Annotated in this window: 15 protein-coding genes; 1 reads left to right on the forward strand and 14 read right to left on the reverse strand. The window is 37.8% G+C overall.

All coding sequences use genetic code 11. The annotated features are described in order from the left end of the window. Positions 1 to 1078, reverse strand: a 1078-nt coding sequence (locus N4A68_20265; protein ID MCT4566636.1) for a PAS domain S-box protein, incomplete at its 3' end; no start/stop codon positions are given. Between the two features lie 513 nt (positions 1079 to 1591). On the opposite strand from N4A68_20265, the gene N4A68_20270 reads away from it, so the two are divergent. Further along, positions 1592 to 1816: a hypothetical protein gene (locus N4A68_20270; protein ID MCT4566637.1), complete on the forward strand. Its 225-nt coding sequence runs from the start codon at positions 1592 to 1594 to the stop codon at positions 1814 to 1816. A 46-nt stretch (positions 1817 to 1862) separates the two neighbouring features. Here the strand turns inward: N4A68_20270 and N4A68_20275 are convergent, their stop codons facing one another. From N4A68_20275 to N4A68_20335, 13 genes are all read right to left on the reverse strand, one after another. After that, the gene (locus N4A68_20275) at positions 1863 to 2966 is read right to left on the reverse strand and encodes a 4Fe-4S binding protein (protein MCT4566638.1); all 1104 of its coding nucleotides are present in this window, start codon (positions 2964 to 2966) and stop codon (positions 1863 to 1865) included. A 482-nt stretch (positions 2967 to 3448) separates the two neighbouring features. Next, on the reverse strand, positions 3449 to 4777 hold the full coding sequence (locus tag N4A68_20280) for a hypothetical protein (protein MCT4566639.1): 1329 nt from the start codon (positions 4775 to 4777) through the stop codon (positions 3449 to 3451). 403 nt (positions 4778 to 5180) lie between these two features. Beyond that, positions 5181 to 5942, reverse strand: a complete 762-nt coding sequence (locus tag N4A68_20285; protein MCT4566640.1) for an AAA family ATPase — start codon at positions 5940 to 5942, stop codon at positions 5181 to 5183. 43 nt (positions 5943 to 5985) lie between these two features. Further along, entirely contained in the window at positions 5986 to 7263 is a 1278-nt protein-coding gene (locus N4A68_20290) for a 2-hydroxyacyl-CoA dehydratase family protein (GenBank protein MCT4566641.1), read from the reverse strand. Between the two features lie 14 nt (positions 7264 to 7277). Next, positions 7278 to 8420: a 2-hydroxyacyl-CoA dehydratase family protein gene (locus N4A68_20295; protein MCT4566642.1), complete on the reverse strand. Its 1143-nt coding sequence runs from the start codon at positions 8418 to 8420 to the stop codon at positions 7278 to 7280. A 398-nt stretch (positions 8421 to 8818) separates the two neighbouring features. After that, positions 8819 to 9697, reverse strand: a complete 879-nt coding sequence (gene bzdQ, locus N4A68_20300; protein ID MCT4566643.1) for a benzoyl-CoA reductase, bzd-type, subunit Q — start codon at positions 9695 to 9697, stop codon at positions 8819 to 8821. A 40-nt stretch (positions 9698 to 9737) separates the two neighbouring features. Then, positions 9738 to 10514: an acyl-CoA dehydratase activase gene (locus tag N4A68_20305; protein MCT4566644.1), complete on the reverse strand. Its 777-nt coding sequence runs from the start codon at positions 10512 to 10514 to the stop codon at positions 9738 to 9740. A 560-nt stretch (positions 10515 to 11074) separates the two neighbouring features. Then, the gene (locus N4A68_20310; protein ID MCT4566645.1) at positions 11075 to 12130 is read right to left on the reverse strand and encodes an electron transfer flavoprotein subunit alpha/FixB family protein; all 1056 of its coding nucleotides are present in this window, start codon (positions 12128 to 12130) and stop codon (positions 11075 to 11077) included. Positions 12131 to 12153: 23 nt separating this feature from the next. Beyond that, entirely contained in the window at positions 12154 to 12942 is a 789-nt protein-coding gene (etfB, locus tag N4A68_20315) for an electron transfer flavoprotein subunit beta (protein MCT4566646.1), read from the reverse strand. A 44-nt stretch (positions 12943 to 12986) separates the two neighbouring features. Next, the gene (locus N4A68_20320) at positions 12987 to 14120 is read right to left on the reverse strand and encodes an acyl-CoA dehydrogenase (GenBank protein ID MCT4566647.1); all 1134 of its coding nucleotides are present in this window, start codon (positions 14118 to 14120) and stop codon (positions 12987 to 12989) included. A gap of 290 nt (positions 14121 to 14410) precedes the next feature. Then, positions 14411 to 14656, reverse strand: coding sequence for an HPr family phosphocarrier protein (locus tag N4A68_20325; GenBank protein ID MCT4566648.1), 246 nt, complete (start codon positions 14654 to 14656; stop codon positions 14411 to 14413). Between the two features lie 71 nt (positions 14657 to 14727). Then, complete coding sequence (locus N4A68_20330; GenBank protein MCT4566649.1) at positions 14728 to 16287, reverse strand: acyl--CoA ligase; 1560 nt, start codon at positions 16285 to 16287, stop codon at positions 14728 to 14730. 219 nt (positions 16288 to 16506) lie between these two features. After that, on the reverse strand, positions 16507 to 17691 hold the full coding sequence (locus N4A68_20335) for an acetyl-CoA C-acyltransferase (GenBank protein ID MCT4566650.1): 1185 nt from the start codon (positions 17689 to 17691) through the stop codon (positions 16507 to 16509). Between the last annotated feature and the right edge of the window lie 7 nt (positions 17692 to 17698).

The following is a 17698-nucleotide window of genomic DNA, read 5'->3' on the forward strand; positions in this document are numbered from 1 at the left end:
AACTTACAACATTAAAACATTTTTCTAATACTTCATTTATATCTAATAGGGAATATATATCTTCCTTTGTGATGAAGGAATAGGATAGCATTTGTTTTATTTTTTCATCAACTCTATCTACTTCATCTATAATTGGTTTAATAAACTCATTGTATTTTTCCTCATATGATAATTTTTTTTCCAAAATCTTAGCACAGCCTCTGATACTCATTAAAGGATTTCTAATATTATGTGCAACACCTGTAGCTAATTCCCCTAAAACAGCAAATTGTTTAAGCTCCTCTAATTGTCTTTCGTAAATTTTTAATTTTGTAATATCCCTAGCAATTAACATAATACCTACAACTTGGTTTTTGTTATCATTTATAGGACAATACGATAAATCAACATATTTTTCTCCATATATATATTTTGTAAATAATAGATTTTTAGCATTACATATTTTATTATTTTCTACGACAGATCGTATTCTATTTGCTACAACCTCTTTTTCTTCTTCTGTTAACAATATAGTATATTTTTGTCCTATTAAGTCATTTGGAGTAATTCCCAAAATATCTAATGTAGCTTTATTCGCTAAATTAATTGTTCCATCAAGATCCCAGCACATAACAGCTACCTCTGTACTGTTGAAAATATTTTCGAAATAATTTCTTTCTTTAACAACTTCATTATCTAGCAACACATTTTCATAGGTTACCTTTGTAAGAAATTTCATTAAAGCCATATCTCTTTCTGTATAACTTTCATCTACGACACAGAATATAGAAAATACTTTATAATTATGTTGGGCTCGTACAGGAATAACAACTATATCTATACTCTTATCATTTTGGAAAAATTTATATGTGGTTCCATCTTCTAGTTTATATAAATTATCACTTTTTTCTTGTAATAATTTTATTACTATATCATGGTCAACACTTGAATAATTTATTTCTCCATCAATTAGAATTTTTCTATATTTAGTCATGGTAATAAGAGCAAAAAAATCAATTTTTAGCATTTCATCGACTCTTGATTCTATAAGTTTTTTCAAAGTATTTTCTACAATACAACTAACATCTGAATAAATCATTTTAGACCCTCCACAATATAAATTTCTCGATTTAGAAATTTTGCCCTATATATGTATTATTCTATACAATTTGGTTAATTCTTTCAACTTTTCTTGGTTATTTTATTTGAAAGAAAAGCTATGTATTGTAAAAAATTCTTTTATTTTATCTGCATCCTATTCTCTCACTAAGCAAATAGTGACTTTCCTTGCCCCCTTTATGACTTTTCACAAAAGCTTCTAATCTATTTATCTTTTTTCTCCATATATAAGACAATTTTTCATATTTAATAGTCTTGTCTTTTTAATACACATTCTTCTATAAGCTCATTATCTTCAAAAATATTCAAAGTAGAGTAATTTCCTAGAAGAACTTAATAGATAATCATATAACCTTGGATTTTCTTCATAATTAACTTGAGTTATGCAAATTTTAAATAGCTAAAATTACAAATTCATTTTACACATGAAAACGGCATAAGTCCTAACACTTGTAGAAAGGTCCTATACCCTACACAAGGAGGATTTAAACTTATGCCTATCGATGGTATTGCCAATAATAGCGAAATTTCAAACCACATTAATATCTTAAATTTAGATTTTTCTAAACCCCAGGTTAGTCACCTTAATAATTTAGTAGCAGGCATAATTAATATAGAAAGTAAAAGAAATATTTCTAATCTATCTAAGAAATTCTTAAGTGGTAAATATAGAAGCTCCGTAACTAGATTTCTAAATAATACACCATGGGATGGATAAGAGTATTACAATAACAGATATACCCTTCTTATACTGCATTTCATTATTATCCCTTCTCCATAGCCATTCTCTTCAACTTCTCCTTGATGTTCTTTGGAGGAACGTACAAAACAGGTCGGCGGGACATAGTCAACGAACCAGTCGGACAGAAGGAAGCACACACACCGCAACCAATACAAACTTCATTATTCACAATTGGTACTTCTATTCCATTCCCTTGTTCACTCATCGTGATTGCATCAATTTGACATCTCTTGGAGCAAATACCGCAGCCGACGCAACTCTCCAATTCTAGAGATGGTATGAAGTTACTGGAGTGAACAGCAAAAACTTTTTGTTCCTTAATACCCTTAAGAATATGGCAACAACAACCACAGCAACTACAAATATAGGTTGGTCTATTCATCACATTATCACAAAGGTGAACTAGTCCCAGTTTCTGTGTTTCTTCCAAAACTTTCAGTAGTTCTTCCACTGTTGCAGGTTTACCCAGACCTTTGCGTACAATCCACTCAGCTGCTCCACCAAGTGATATACAAGTTTCCTGAGGTGCATCGCAGGCTTTGCCAAGATGAGATGCTTGATGGCGGCAGGAACAAAGTGAAATTGACCCACCGCCAGATTGACGGATAATTTCCGAAGCTTTCTCATAGTCTAAAACTTCTGTTTCCACTGCCACAGGAATAACATTTTCATAGACTAGGTTCCGCATTACTTTAGTATCAATTCCGGCTATTGCCTCAAACCCTCCATCACTATCGAAGTAACGTTCGAACAATTCCGATAATTCTTTCAATTTGATCTGATCCCCAGTTCTCATGAAGGTATACTCAAAAAAACCTACTACCATTGGAACCAACATATAATAGAATTCACCTTTGCGAGGAATATCCAAAATCAATCCTTTATTAGACATTTCATCTAGGATTATTTTCAACTCATCTTCATCAATTCCAGTGAAAGTTGAAATCTTGTTTAAAGTCATAGGTACTAAAGGAAATTTACTTCCAACTAGGGCTTCGCTTTCTGTATAAAGATGATGAAGAATTGCCATGAAGTCTTCGTTAATCTTGACTCCTTCTGGTGCCTTGCTAAGTCGTTCAGCCAGTGCATGGTAAATCTCTTCTTTAGCATTTATTAAATGTCCCATAATCTTTGTCCTCCTCTTTAAAAGTACGTATATTTATTTTTCTTAACAATATGTATCACTAAACCTATTATAGCAGCTTAAACTGAAATTATTGCTCTGCCAACTAGTCTTGAAACCGGTATTCCATTACTCACAACGGGCAATAATTCTTAATTTGCTATACCCTTCTGTCCATTGCTTTTAGATCTATAATCAAGTAAAAGCGATGTTCTCTCTTGAATTTTTTCAAGTATCTAATGGATACCATTAGTGAATTCTAACTCTTATCCTCCTGAAGTTTTAAATATCGACCATTCAAGACTATCAAGAGGTTTAGATGCAGATTTATTAAATTTTTCATATTCTACCATATTAAGAAAACTACCTCACCCATACAGGGTGAGGTAAGTTATTGGGCCTTATGATAACTAGTGTGGTGATGGACCTACGTACTTCTTTGGTTGTGCTATTCCACCACCCTACTATATAACTTCATCATATTTTTAGTTGAAATCTTCCTCAAATACGATTCCCAACCCAATCGCCTTCTGCTTAAGCTCATCACGGAAATCTGGGTGAGCGATGGAAATCATAGCCTTGACACGATCGTTGATACTCTTGCAATACACATCGGCCACGCCATACTCCGTTACGAAGTACATGGTTTCGCCTCTAGGGGTGGTGACAATGGAAGATGCAGGGAATTCCGTGACAATATTGGACTTCAAAGTACCGTCCTTGTCCTTATAGGTAGAACGCAACGCCAGGAAGCATACAGAATTCTTTCCGTTGTTTCTGGCTTTGTTACAACCCTTTACGAAGTCCAGCTGACCACCCACACTGCTGTACTGCAGCGGACCGATGGCCTCAGAGCATGCCTGACCGGTCACGTCAGCCATGAGGCAGGCGTTGATACCGACGAAATTGTCCTCCTGTGCAACAGCATCAAAGGCAATGACATCATCGGAGGTACTTAATTCCACGAGATCGCTCTCACCCAAGAACTTGTATAGTCTAGGCATACCAAAGGCACCAGCAGCCTTGATGCTTCTGATCACACCCTGCTCCGCCAGATCAACGCAAGCGTCGGTGACGATTTCGGTGTAGATCTTCAAATTCTTCTTCTTTGCAAGGTCGTATGCAACCGCGTTGGCAAGGCCACCCATACCGATCTGAACGGTAGAATCGTCATGGATGAACTTCATAATGTGTTCTGCAATCTGTTTATCCACTTTTTCTGGCTCGGAAGGTGGAATAGCAGGCAACTCATGGTCGGATCTGCAGAAATAATCGAACTCGCTAACATGGATCTTCAGCACGTTTTCATCTCCCTTGGCAGGAGAATGGTACTTGTTAAACACGGCAACACGCTTTTCCACGTGCTTGCCCTTCATAATCTGCGGTGTGAAAGTGGTCCCCAGCACACCTATGTTGCAGTACCCGTTCTCGTCTGGCTCACAGACCTCAGTCATGATAATATTAGCCTTGTAAACATCAGTAGCAGACTTAGGGACATAAGAATATGGAATGGGAACATATTCTACAAGGTTGGCTTTATGAGCCGCGCGCTCAAGCATGTTAGGGAAGTAAGTTAAAACACGAAACGTTTTCCTGTACTTTGTGTCACTAAAAAGTTTGATGGGCTTGAGGAACATATTGGATAGGATTATGACTTTCTCTAATTCCTCATAGCGGTCAGCTAAAGCGTCCAGCACATCATAAGGAACGCACAAAGTATTGCCCACCCAAATTACATCTCCAGATTCAATGATCTTTGCGATATTCTCTACACTAAGTGTATTTTCTTGCACATGCTTCTTCCAACTCTCCATAAACAATACACCTCACTAACTTTAATATTATTTGCTAATAAAATTTGGCTTTATCTTTCTTCAAAATGCCGTAACGGCTTTTTTAAAATCTCTAGTTGCCTACAATCATATATATGACGCCTCTAAATCCACATACAAGTCAAAGTCTATGCAAAAATACTCCCAGAACAGCTTTTTTGGGTTTGAGTAGGGTCACCGGGAGTCTTGGACGTAGCAGATAGCTATTCGATACTCTGTTGTCTCCAATTCTCCCTCTTGCGCTAGCTCGGTGATTAGTTTAGCTTATCCAAACATACGGGAGATTGATTATGCTAGTTACAACATCATCCTTCATCCCATATAAAATGTTCTGATACATATATGAATCACTTTTCTCTATCCCTCCCATGAGAAAAAGTGTCCACTAAAAGTCAGTAATAATTTTCTTTAGAATTTCGCGCATTGCAATAGGGCAAGCAGAATCCATGGGCAATTCCAGTAGAGACTTACCCTCACGGTCAAAGGAGTTCACCAGTGCATCCTCGGGCAGATAACCAAACACGTCCAAGCCAACCTTCTTAACCAGCTTTTCCTCTGGCTCATCGTTACGCACACGGTTTAAAACTAGTCCAGCCTGATTGACCCGAATACCATCCTCGCCCCTCTGAGCAATTTCCATAATACCAGCTGCAGTTTCTAAACTTCTGGCAGACATGTCAGCCACTACCAATAGTACGTCAATACTCTTAAGCACCCTCCGGTTAAGCTGTTCTGGACCTGCTTCGCCATCGATAATAGTCACATCGTAATCATCAATCAGGGCATCAATACCGTAGCGTAAAAGCTCGTTAACCGCACAAAAACAACCTGGCTCTTCGGGACGACCCATAGTCAGGAGGTCGAAACCATCCGCATGGTACAAAATCTTGCGCATAAGCTCTTTCGTAGGTGCATTATTCAGCTCATTTCTAAGCTGATCCTTGCCAAGCAAGCCCTTGCGAAACTCACTGACCGTTTTTTCCGCTTTGATTCCCAAAGTATAGGGTAGACTCATAGCAGAATCGGCGTCAATAGCAAGCACCTTGTTTTTATAGCGTTCTGCAAGCATCCTGATTAAAAGAGTTGCAACGACCGTTTTACCTGTACCTCCTTTACCAGTAATGGCAATCGATTTTACCTTATCCATTTGAATTTCCTCCCTTTCTATAAGAAAAAATTTCTATGTTGGTCTACGCTTTTGCTTTTGAAAGACGTTCGGCTCCCACAACGCTCTCCATATATTCCGTAATAGATACCTTAACCTCGTCTATACTCTTGTAACGAAGGTCGATAGCATCAAGCTCCACTGTTAAGGTAGGAATACCGAATTTATCTTGAATCATATCGGTGACCATCTTAGCTCCAGCAAATGTATGTTTACAGCCCACATGTCCGATAAACATGGACACGTCCACGTCATAATTCTCCATGATATTTTCTATGATTTTAACATGGTGTTCGGCAGGACCAGAAGCCCCGTGAATCATAGGAGCAGTCATGGCCTTCTTTGCCATGGTAACCAACATATCTTCCTTATTATGGATGTCGTTAAAGAGAACACCCTTCTGATATCCGAAACCATCCATCACAAGTATGGCACCGAATTCCTTCTCCATCCAATCCATAAGCCCAGCATTGGCCCAAACCAAGTTTTGTAGCCAGGACACACGGTACTTCTCTTCCTTAAGAGCCCCCAGTCCCCTATCAGCCATAGCCTTGCCCATATTATACTGATTCTGCATAAACTCTAGCATAGCGGGATGACCAGACATACAGCCCATCATTGTGTTAAGAATCAGCATACGGCCTGGAAGTGGACATGGCTTCAGCATTCTCAGTTTTGCAATCTCATACATCAACTCGTTGGACTGGTTGGAAATCTCCGCAACTTCAGCAAACCTATCCCAGTTCATCTTGTTGCCAGTCACTTCTTCCATGAATACAATAAAGTCTTCATATTGCTTAGCCAGATACTTATAACCACGATCATCTCTCCTAAATGGAGTATCTAGACGGAAGGATGGAACCCCAAGAATTTTGTCAATAGCGGGATGGCAAACACGGGCAGAATCGCAAGGTACAGAGCAGTAAACAAAACCGTCGGGCTTCAATCCGTAGTCGCCGCATAGTGCAACACCCAGTTCCACCTTATCCAAGCCGCACACAGTGGTAGGAACATACTTCTCTGCAGCATCTACATAGACTGAGGTAACCTCCACATTACTGGAGATACGAGTGGGCACCATGTCTAGGAAAAAAGGTACCGCATCAAATGCATAAATCAACTCTACAGGAGCAGGACCGCCGAAGAAAATGACCTTCTTGCCGTTCTTATGGGCATCACGCACGTCTTCCCAATACGCTTTTTGAACCTCAAACATCCACACGGTCTTGGGATTCTTCTTGGTCATATATCTAATAATGCTATCAACCTGCTTACAGGTATCGGAAATCAAATTTACACTCATATTCTTAGTCCTCCTTATGCTAACGCTTCTTCAGCGTCAATCATTTCGATAAAGGCCTCGGCACGAATTGCCAACTGACCTGAGTTTGCCATCAACTCCTCACGCTCCACTACAAGCATAGGAATATTGGCTTTCTTCATCAAATCGTCGAGGTATACAAGCTCGCCGCCCCAACACTCACAGTTTTGCATTTTCTGATAGATGATACCGTCCACCTTGTACTCCTTGGCCATGTTAATGATAAGATTATGTAGCTGGTCATGGAATTCTGGGTCCACCATACGAGGACAGACTGGTCGAGTTATGTAGGACTTAGCAATAGAACCTAGCACATCGGCATCGTCTAGTTCTACCGGCTCCCAAAGATATCTACTGCCGTAGCACAAAGCGTCCGTAACAATGAGACCGCCCTTCTCCTCAATTACCCTGGTGTACTCGGGATCATCTAAAGCACTACCAATCACCATGAGACGGATTCGATGATCTGTTATTGGCGTTCTATTCTTTGCATCAGCCAAAAATGCCCTTAAAAGCTCATTAAACTCCTCCTTAGGCATAGATGTGGCAGCTAGGGTAATCTTAAGTGTATCAGTACCGCTGATAACAGGATTATCCGCCTTGCGCAACTCATACAGCTCGCGAATGAGACGGCGAGTCTCGTTATAAAGCGCAACGGATGCTTTCAGCTTTTCATCGGTGATCTGAACACCAATAAACTTCTCGATGCCTTCCTTGATATCATTGAGTTCCCCCTTATAGTAGTCTATACTATGCTCCTTGATCACGCGAGGCGCCGCCAACAGATGCATATATTGCTTATCCTTGTTAGGGTTCATGTATTCCCAGTTGTCATAAACGCGGGTAGCCATCATGCAACCGTCAGATGCAATAAACCCGTCCAAATCATAAGTACCGTCCATTAGATACTGGAGGCAGGAACGGGCATAGCTACAGCTTAAGCTAGACATCCATGTCTCAGCCTCGCTATTGTCGGTGCAACCAGTTGCTCTTACATGGATAGGCAACATACCTGCGGCATGAATCATTTCCTCGGGCACATGGCAACAGATAGTGCCTATGGCCTTTTTCCCCTGCGCCTTACATTCTTTTAAAGACGGATTCGACATGCTTGTATCAAATAATCTTTCAAAATTCATAGTTTCACTCCTCGTTTCATATAATTTGTATCTTATGATCCCCCCCTTGGAACAATTGTTTACTGTGTAAACCGTCACTCCAAGGATTAGGGCAAATTACCATGAATGCACGATTGCCTGCATAGCACACGCTTGTTGGCAAGGTAACAGTTTAGGCCGGTTGTCCATCGGCTTGCACCCAGCACATTGCGTTCTGAGAGTATTACACAAATCCTTACGAATCACGACTACCTCATCGTCCCAGTCGTCCAGTTCCACTAGAAAAAGTCCCGCTGGGCACGCTTTGAGGCAATCCTTTTCCTTACAGACACCACATTTATTGGTGTCAATGGTAATATAATAGCTACCGGAGCCATCTTCATAGCCGTAATTTGCAATCATAACGTTTCCCCCATTGATTAGGCTGATCTTACCTTTTTCTTTTCCACAAAGTCCTTGGCAATAAGCGCTGCACCCAGAGCGCCAGCAATCTGAGTATCCAACTTGGGCTCCATGACTTTTATACCTAGAATACGTTCTATTCTGCGGGTTACACCCATATTCTTCACAATCCCGCCGGTAATAGCAAAGTCGGGCTCCAGGCCGTTGCGTTCCAGAAGCTTAACTACTCTTAAAGCCATGGCGTGGCAGTAGGCAGCCAGAACCTTTTCTTTGGTCCAGCCAGCTCTCATAAGTTTGGTAGCCTCGGTCTTAGCAAAAATGACACAGGTACTAGACACCGGTGCAGGCTCCTCATCAATGTTGAATGACATATCCCCAATATCCTCTACGTGTACGGCCAGTAGATCTGCGATAACCTCCATACCACGTCCAGTTCCAGCTGCGCACTTATCGTTCATCATAAAAGAAGTGACCATGCCCCTTTCATCACAGTGGATGGCCTTGCAGTCCTGACCTCCCATATCCAATATAGTGCGCACACTAGGCCCGTAAATAAAGTTGGCACCCCTTGCATGACAGGTAATTTCTGTTATATTCTTGTTAGAAAAGGGTACATTCACCCGCCCATAACCAGTGCCAATGGTGTAATTTAAATCTTCAATGGTGAGATCAGTCCCATCCATAGCCCAATTAATTGCATCCACTGCTGAATTGGGACTATTAGCCCCGGTACGCATATTGGAATAGGCATATAGTTTCCCATCTGCCAATATGACGGCCTGGGTGCTTGTGGAGCCGATATCCACTCCAGCGGTGATGATACTGCCATGCCAATCCGGAATTTCAGGGTTTTTCCAATTAGATTCTTTCCATCTCCAATATTCAACTTCTTTCATTGTGTGCTTATCCTCCCTTTTTACTGTACCTTTTATGTCACTACGCTGTCTCAGTAGCATAGAGAGCTGCGCCAATAGCACTTACATAATCAGTGTCCTTGGATACAAATATATCCCGCCCAAGTACATTTCCCATACACCAAGCCAAACCTTCATTATGCCCTGGGCCACCAATCATAGTCACATTATCCGTAAGACCCACACGGCGAACAAGGGAAGCCACACGGTTGCAAATACCAACATGAATCCCGTAGGCTATATCCTCCAAGCTCTCCTGTTGATGAATAAGTGAGATTACCTCAGATTCAGCAAAAACCACACACTGAGCATTGGTGGTAATTTCCTTGGTGTGCCTCAAAGAGTAACTGCCCATCTCCTCGGTTTTGATTTGTAGAGCGCGTGCCATTGCTTCGATAAAGGTTCCAGCACCAGAAGCGCATTTGTCATTTGTCTCGTATTTTTGCACCATACCTTTCTCAGTCAACCTAATAACTCGAGAGCTTTCGGCCCCCATATCGATGACTAAATAGGTATCCGGCTTAACAAAACGGGCTCCCTTTGCTGCGGAACCCACCTCATTTATCGTTGTCTTGGCAAATTCAATAATATCCCGTCCAGTACCAGTAGCAGCAATATTCACCACCTCATCCGTCTGGATTCCCACATCCGTCAAAAGAGCTTCATATACCCTCTGAGCCGCATTATTAGCATCAAATTCCGTGGCCAATTTCGCCCTAGCAATCACCTTGCCATCCTTCAGCAAAATGCCCTTTGTATTCTGACTTCCGCAATCAATTCCCGCTGTAATCATTTTCATTTTTCGATCTCCCCTAAAGTAGATTAAGTCAATTTATATATTTTTTACTAATTTATCCCCCCTCAACATCTAATACCAATCTTAAATCTACAAAAGCTTGTATAAATTTAGGATTTTCTGCTGCTATACAAAACTTTTAGCTATAATATCTTCTCTAAACTCACAAATCTTTAGTTTGATACAACCTCCTCCCCTTTCAAATCAATATTCATATACATTGATTTTGTATTTGTTTTAAAATGTATATCTAACTAACCTTAATAACAGCAATTCCTGTGCCAATTCAAATTCAATTTTAAATTTAACTAAACACGATGGATATATAAGATATTTAACCATTTGCTTTGACTTATTTTAAACCTATTAAGATATAAAATAGGATTATTTATTGGCCTTTTATTGACTTACGCAAAATTATCTTTTGATAATTTTCCCAAGTACAATTTTTGCACAATTTGTGAAATTTTTTCACAAATATGCTTTAAGTATAGAAAATACTAATTATCTAGTGTTACTTGGCACAAAGAAAAACTTTTTATTTTAATAGATATTTCTAAATTTTATCCTTGAGTTGATGCAACTTCTTTTAAAGCCTCAAAAATATTCTCAGCATTATCTAATGCTTCCATAAATGCAGGAACAACTTCATATAAGTCACCTACGATTCCAAAATCGGTGATTTTAAAAATTGGAGCATCTGGATTCTTGTTAATTGCAATAATCAAATCAGAGTTTTGCATACCAGCCATGTGCTGAATCGCTCCTGAAATACCACACGCTATATATAGTTTTGGCTTGACAGTTGTACCAGTTTGGCCTACCTGGTGAGAGTGATCGATCCATCCATTGTCAACAGCTGCACGGGATGCCCCTAGTACACCATCTAATTTGTCAGCTAATTCTTTTAGAAGGCTAAAGCCTTCAGGTTTTCCTAGTCCACGTCCACCGGCTACAATCACATCAGTATCTGTTAGGGAAACCATTTCTTTCTTAGTTTTTACTATTTCCACAACTTCTGTTCTTACATCTTCCTTAGTTAATTTCACTTCAAGCTTGATTACTTCACCTTTTCTTGAGTCATCTTTATGAGCTTTATCCATAACCCCTGGTCTTACTGTAGACATTTGCGGTCTGTGATCTTGGCAAATAATTGTAGCCATAAGATTTCCACCAAAGGCAGGACGTGTTTGCATTATTTTTTTATCTTTAGGATCTATTTCAAGCTTAGTACAATCGGCAGTGAGTCCAGTATCTACTCTAGCCGCTATTCTTGGGGCTAAATCTCTACCAATGTGGGTAGCTCCGTATAGAACAATCTCTGGTTTAAATTCTTCAATTGCATCCGCAATTACCTTTGTATATCCATCTGTTGTGAATTTTTCTAGTAAATCATGTTGTGCTGAATATACTTTATCTGCCCCATATGCAATTAGTTCTTTAGATAAATCATCAATATTATTTCCTAATACAATCGTACAAAGCTTAGTTCCAATTTCATTCGCTAACTTTCTACCTTCTCCAAGAAGTTCAATCACTACGGGCATAATTTCACCTTGTCTTTGCTCGGCAAATACCCATACATTACTATATGCAGTAGTATCTTTTACTAATGGCATAATATTTCCCTCCTATTTCTATATTAAATAACGTGTTTTTGTTTTAATTCTACTACTAATTTTTCTACCATTTCTTTAGTAGAACCCTCAAGCATAGTCCCTTTTCCCTTTGGCTTTGGTACAAATGATTTTTTAACTCTAGTTGGAGATGCCAATAATCCAACTTGATCCTTTTCAATCCCTAATGAAGCAAAATTCCATACCTTTACTTCTTTCTCTTTAAATGCATCATATATACCTTTAATAGACATATATCTTGGTTTGTTTAATTCTTTAATTGCAGTTAAAAGAACTGGTGTTTTAACCTTTATTACTTCATAACCATCCTCTAATTGTCTTTGTACCTTGATTGTATCCTCTTCAACTTCAAAATTTTGCACATAAGTGACTTGAGGAATACCAATTCTTTCTGCTAATTGTGGCCCTACTTGAGCAGTATCTCCATCAATCGCTTGTCTTCCAGCGAATATAATATCATAATCTTCTATTTTATTTACTGCTGCTGCTAACGCATTAGATGTTGCCCATGTATCGCCACCTGCGAAGGCTCTATCACTTAAAAGAATGGCCTCATCCGCTCCCATTGCTAAGCATTCTCTTAACATTTCATCAGCTTGAGGTGGTCCCATTGTAAGTACCGTTACATGAACGTCTTCATATCTATCTTTTAATATTAGCGCCTCTTCCAATGCATTTGCATCATCTGGATTTAGTATACTTGGAACACCATCACGAATAAGGGTTCCCTTTACAGGATCTATTTTTACTTCGTTTGTATTAGGAACTTGTTTTACACAAACAATAACCTTCATGTTTTTTCCTCCTCTTTATTTTGTTTAAATATATATAGACTTATCTATCCAAGAACATTTGAAGCTATAACCATTTTTTGCACCTGTGAAGTACCCTCATATATTTCAGTTATTTTCGCATCTCTCATCATTCTTTCAACTGGATAATCCTTCGTATATCCATATCCGCCATGTAATTGCACAGCCTTTGTAGTAACATCCATGGCCACTTCAGCCGCATATAATTTTGCCATTGCAGACTCTTTTGCTGTAGGCATACCTAAATCTTTTTGTAACGCTGCGTTATAAACAAGTAATCTCGCTGCATTTATTTTGGTTTCCATATCCGCTATCATCCACTGAATTCCTTGGAATTTTGCTAAAGGCTTTCTAAATTGCTGTCTTTCCTTTAGGTACTTAACTGTTTCGTCCATTGCTCCTTGTGCAATACCTACAGCCTGTGCTGCTATTCCAAGTCTTCCCCCATCAAGGGTTGACATTGCTATTTTAAATCCTTTACCTTCCCTGCCAAGAAGATTTTCTTTAGGTACCCTAACATTTTCAAATATTAATTCAGATGTCACAGTTCCCTTTATTCCCATCTTGTCTTCATTTTTCCCTACTGAAAATCCCGGAAATTTTTTCTCCACTATAAAAGCACTTATTCCCTTTAATCCCTTACTTTTATCTGTCATTGCAAAAACTATGGCGATATCAGCTAGAGCCCCTAAAGTAATAAAACATTTAGTTCCATTTAATATATAGTGATCTCCTTCTAAAACAGCTGTAGTTTGTTGAGCAGCAGCATCTGATCCTGCACCAGGCTCAGTCAATGCAAAACATCCAATAACTTCACCCTTTGCCATTGGTACCATATACTTTTGTTTTTGTTCTTCAGTACCATACTTCAATATAGGCCAACAAAATAATGATGATGTTCCCGATACATAGACCCCAGTTGAAGCACATTGTTTTGACAATTCTTCTACAGTAATTGCATAGGCCACATGATCCCCACCTGCTCCACCATACTCTTTGGGAACAGATACGGATAACAAATTATATCTAGCCAATTTAGCAAATAATTCTTCTGGAAACTCGCTAGTTTTATCAATCTCTGCTGCTAATGGAGCTAATTCTTTTTCAGTAAATTCTCTTACTGCCTTTCTTACTAATTTTTGTTCCTTCGTAAGATTCATAGGAAACCTCCTTAATATTTAGGTTTTATTTGTTAGTGTTTCGACAATATATTATATTAGCAAATTTCATGCCACAATCTATTTCTCACATAAATTATTGAATATACTAAAATTAAGCTGTTCTTTCGTGAATAACAATTGATTAAATATAAATTACTATACATTTCGTGCAATTTTTTTATGGGTTGTGCAATATTTGTACCTTCATAGTTGTATTTACTGATTCAAAGTATATTTTCATGATAAAAACAAAAAAAATTACTGACAACAAAATAAATATCACTGCCAGTTCAACAAATATATTTTAATTCTTTCATAGCTTGTTCTTCATCAATACCATTTATGGAAATAGTAATAATACTTCCTTTATGAATTCCCAAAGACATTATTCCTAATATACTCTTTCCACTTACATTTATATTCTCCATCTGTATGAAAATTTCTGAAAAAAATTTGTTTGTAGTCTTCACAAATAATGAAGCCTGCATTGCACACAATTCTAATTTATTTTTTATCTTTAGTTTTCTTTTTATCATCTTTACTCCATCCTTCTAAATGAAGTACTTATCTTAAAAATTTCTTCTATTATTTAAAATGGAACTTAAAATTATTCTGCCTTCCCATATAATCTACTTATAACTCCTATTTGAATTTTTCCGGTACTATTTTTAGGTATTTCTTCAATGACTTGTACATACTTTGGAATTTTAATACTTCCTATCTTCCCATCCAAGAATTCCTTTAATTCCTTTGTATCAATATTTTCACCTTGTTTTAAAGTAATAACAGCTTTACCTACTTCTCCCCATTTTTTATCAGGTATACCTATAACACATACTTCATGGATTGATGGATGCTTATATATTTCTGCTTCTATTTCTGGAGGAAATATATTTTCACCACCAGTAATGAACATATTCTTTTTTCTTCCAACTATATAGTAAAATCCATCTTCATCTTTTTTAGCTATATCACCTGTATATACCCATCCATCTCGTAATATCTCACTAGTATCTTTTTCATTGTTCCAATATCCAGAAAATATCCCTGGCCCGCTCCAAATAATTTCTCCACATTCATTTACTCCAACTTCATTACCTTCATTGTCTACAATTTTGACTTGTGTAAAATACATTGGTCTTCCTACAGAATTATACCTGCTTCTTATTTGTTCTATATTCATATCATCAGCTTGAATAGTCAAATTACATGGTCCTGCTTCAGTCATACCGTATGCAATTACAAATTTCACTCCCTTTCCCCAGAATTTTTTCATAATATCAATTGGAGTTGGTGCCGCAGCACTTATTATCCATCTCAAAGAAGAGAAATCTGTTGTTTCAAATTCTGATTGATTTATCATCATCCTAAATATTGTTGAAACACCTAACAATGTAGTGGGTTTTTGTTCATTTATTATTTTAAGTGTTAATTTAGGATCACACATCTTGCTTATTATTATTCGACCACCTACATGGAGATGGGGAAGATTTAATACACTCCATCCAGCGGTATGAAACATTGGGGTTAAAATAAATGTGCTATCTAAATGAGATAAGTTAAATGTTAAGACCGAAGCCATAGAATTATATATCAAAGATTCATGAGATATTTTAGCCCCTTTAGGTATTCCTGTAGTACCGCCAGTATGAATAAGCATATGGATATCTTCAATATCTAGGTCTTTCTCTTCTCTATAAGCATTATTCTTATAGTTCATGATTTCTTCATAATGTATATCTTCTATTTTTCCCTTTGCATTTGATAATACAATATAATCTTGTATTTTAGTTTCTGACTTTATTTTTCCAATTTTATTTTTAATTAGTTCTTCATAAAATAATACTTTAGGTTCTTCATTATTAATCATTTCTACTAATTCATTTTCAGATAATAGAAGATTATATGTTACAAAAATTGCACCCGTCTTCGCAGTGGCATAATATGCATCAATTAGCTCCATACAATTTCGTGTACAAAAAGCTACTCTATCTCCCTTTTTAACATTTAATTTTTCAACCATGTAATTAGCTAGTAAATTAGCTCTATTCTCTAAATCACCATATGTATAATGAATTTTATTATCATAGTCATACACAGCTTCTCTTTCTGGAGAAATACGGGACCTAAATAAAGAATAATTTCCAACCCCCCAATTGTTTTTCACTGATATACCCTCCTTTCATTTCTGAGATCAATTTCAATAAATCTATAGGAATCTTAGTATAGACTTTAACTTATACTATGAAAATCCTATACATCAAATAATTGAATAAACTTTCCACTGATGTACCAGCTCTACACTTAAGTTATTAATAACTTAAGTGTAGAATTCACTCCCGTGCATCTCTTCAATGTCCCAGGGCTATGGTACATACTATATTATTTATTTTACAAGCTCAAATACGGCTGCAGCACCCATACCTCCACCGATACACATACTTACAAGACCATATCTGCTATCTCTACGTTTCATTTCTGAAAGAAGTTTACACGTTAAGAAGGATCCTGTACACCCCAGTGGATGACCTAATGCGATGGCTCCTCCATTTACATTTACAATATCTGTATCAAGACCTAATTCATTTATACAAGCTAAAGATTGGGATGCAAAGGCTTCGTTTAATTCTATTAGATCTATATCATCCTGCTTTACTCCTGCTATTTTTAATGCTTTAGGGATAGCTTCAATTGGTCCAATTCCCATTAGTTCAGGAGGTACTCCTGCAGCGGCAAATGATCTAAATACAGCTATAGGCTTAATCCCTAATTGTTCTGCCTTTTCCTTTGACATAACCACTACAGCCGCTGCTCCATCATTCATTTGTGAAGAATTCCCTGCTGTCACACTACCTTTATTCTTAAATACAGGTCTAAGCTTACCTAAGCTTTCAATAGTTGAGTTTGGTCTTATGCCTTCATCTTTATTAAAAATAAATGTTTCCTGACCTATTACCTTACCAGACCCATCCATAACCGGTCTAACTGCATCAACAGGTATTATTTCATCATCAAATTTACCTTCTGCTTGAGCTTTAGTAGCCCTTCTATGACTTTCTACTCCAAAAACATCTTGCATTTCCCTTGTAACATTATATTTTTCTGCAACATTTTCTGCTGTAAGCCCCATGGCTATATATGGCTCAGGATAATGTTCCATAAGATATGGATTAGGAGCAATAATATTACCACCCATTGGAACTGTACTCATAAACTCTACTCCACCAGCTAATATAATATCTGCTTGACCAGCCATAATGCTATTTGCTGCTATGGCAATAGTTTGGAGTCCAGATGAACAAAATCTATTCACTGTTTGACCTGGTACACTGATTGGTAGTCCTGCTCTAAGTCCAATTATTCTTCCTATATTCATTCCTTGTTCAGCTTCAGGAAATGCACATCCCATTACTATATCATCTATTTCACTTGAATCAAGCTGTGGTACTTTATCTAAAACTCCTTTAACGACTTGAGCCGCAACATCCTCTGCCCTAGTATATTTTAATTTCCCTTTTGGGGCTCTACCAATGGCAGAACGTCCATAGGCTACTATAACTGCTTCTCTCATTTTAACC

This window comes from Maledivibacter sp. (genome assembly GCA_025210375.1).
Classification (GTDB): domain Bacteria; phylum Bacillota; class Clostridia; order Peptostreptococcales; family Caminicellaceae; genus JAOASB01.

Bases quoted from the DNA above. Each gene is read 5' to 3' on its own strand.
- N4A68_20270 (MCT4566637.1), top strand. From the start codon at position 1,592: ATGCCTATCGATGGTATTGCCAATAATAGCGAAATTTCAAACCACATT.
- N4A68_20335 (MCT4566650.1), bottom strand. From the start codon at position 17,691: ATGAGAGAAGCAGTTATAGTAGCCTATGGACGTTCTGCCATTGGTAGA.
- N4A68_20320 (MCT4566647.1), bottom strand. From the start codon at position 14,120: ATGAATCTTACGAAGGAACAAAAATTAGTAAGAAAGGCAGTAAGAGAA.
- N4A68_20290 (MCT4566641.1), bottom strand. From the start codon at position 7,263: ATGAGTGTAAATTTGATTTCCGATACCTGTAAGCAGGTTGATAGCATT.
- bzdQ (MCT4566643.1), bottom strand. From the start codon at position 9,697: ATGAAAGAAGTTGAATATTGGAGATGGAAAGAATCTAATTGGAAAAAC.
- etfB (MCT4566646.1), bottom strand. From the start codon at position 12,942: ATGAAGGTTATTGTTTGTGTAAAACAAGTTCCTAATACAAACGAAGTA.
- N4A68_20280 (MCT4566639.1), bottom strand. From the start codon at position 4,777: ATGGAGAGTTGGAAGAAGCATGTGCAAGAAAATACACTTAGTGTAGAG.
- N4A68_20295 (MCT4566642.1), bottom strand. From the start codon at position 8,420: ATGAATTTTGAAAGATTATTTGATACAAGCATGTCGAATCCGTCTTTA.
- N4A68_20305 (MCT4566644.1), bottom strand. From the start codon at position 10,514: ATGAAAATGATTACAGCGGGAATTGATTGCGGAAGTCAGAATACAAAG.
- N4A68_20310 (MCT4566645.1), bottom strand. From the start codon at position 12,130: ATGCCATTAGTAAAAGATACTACTGCATATAGTAATGTATGGGTATTT.
- N4A68_20285 (MCT4566640.1), bottom strand. From the start codon at position 5,942: ATGGATAAGGTAAAATCGATTGCCATTACTGGTAAAGGAGGTACAGGT.
- N4A68_20275 (MCT4566638.1), bottom strand. From the start codon at position 2,966: ATGGGACATTTAATAAATGCTAAAGAAGAGATTTACCATGCACTGGCT.
- N4A68_20325 (MCT4566648.1), bottom strand. From the start codon at position 14,656: ATGATAAAAAGAAAACTAAAGATAAAAAATAAATTAGAATTGTGTGCA.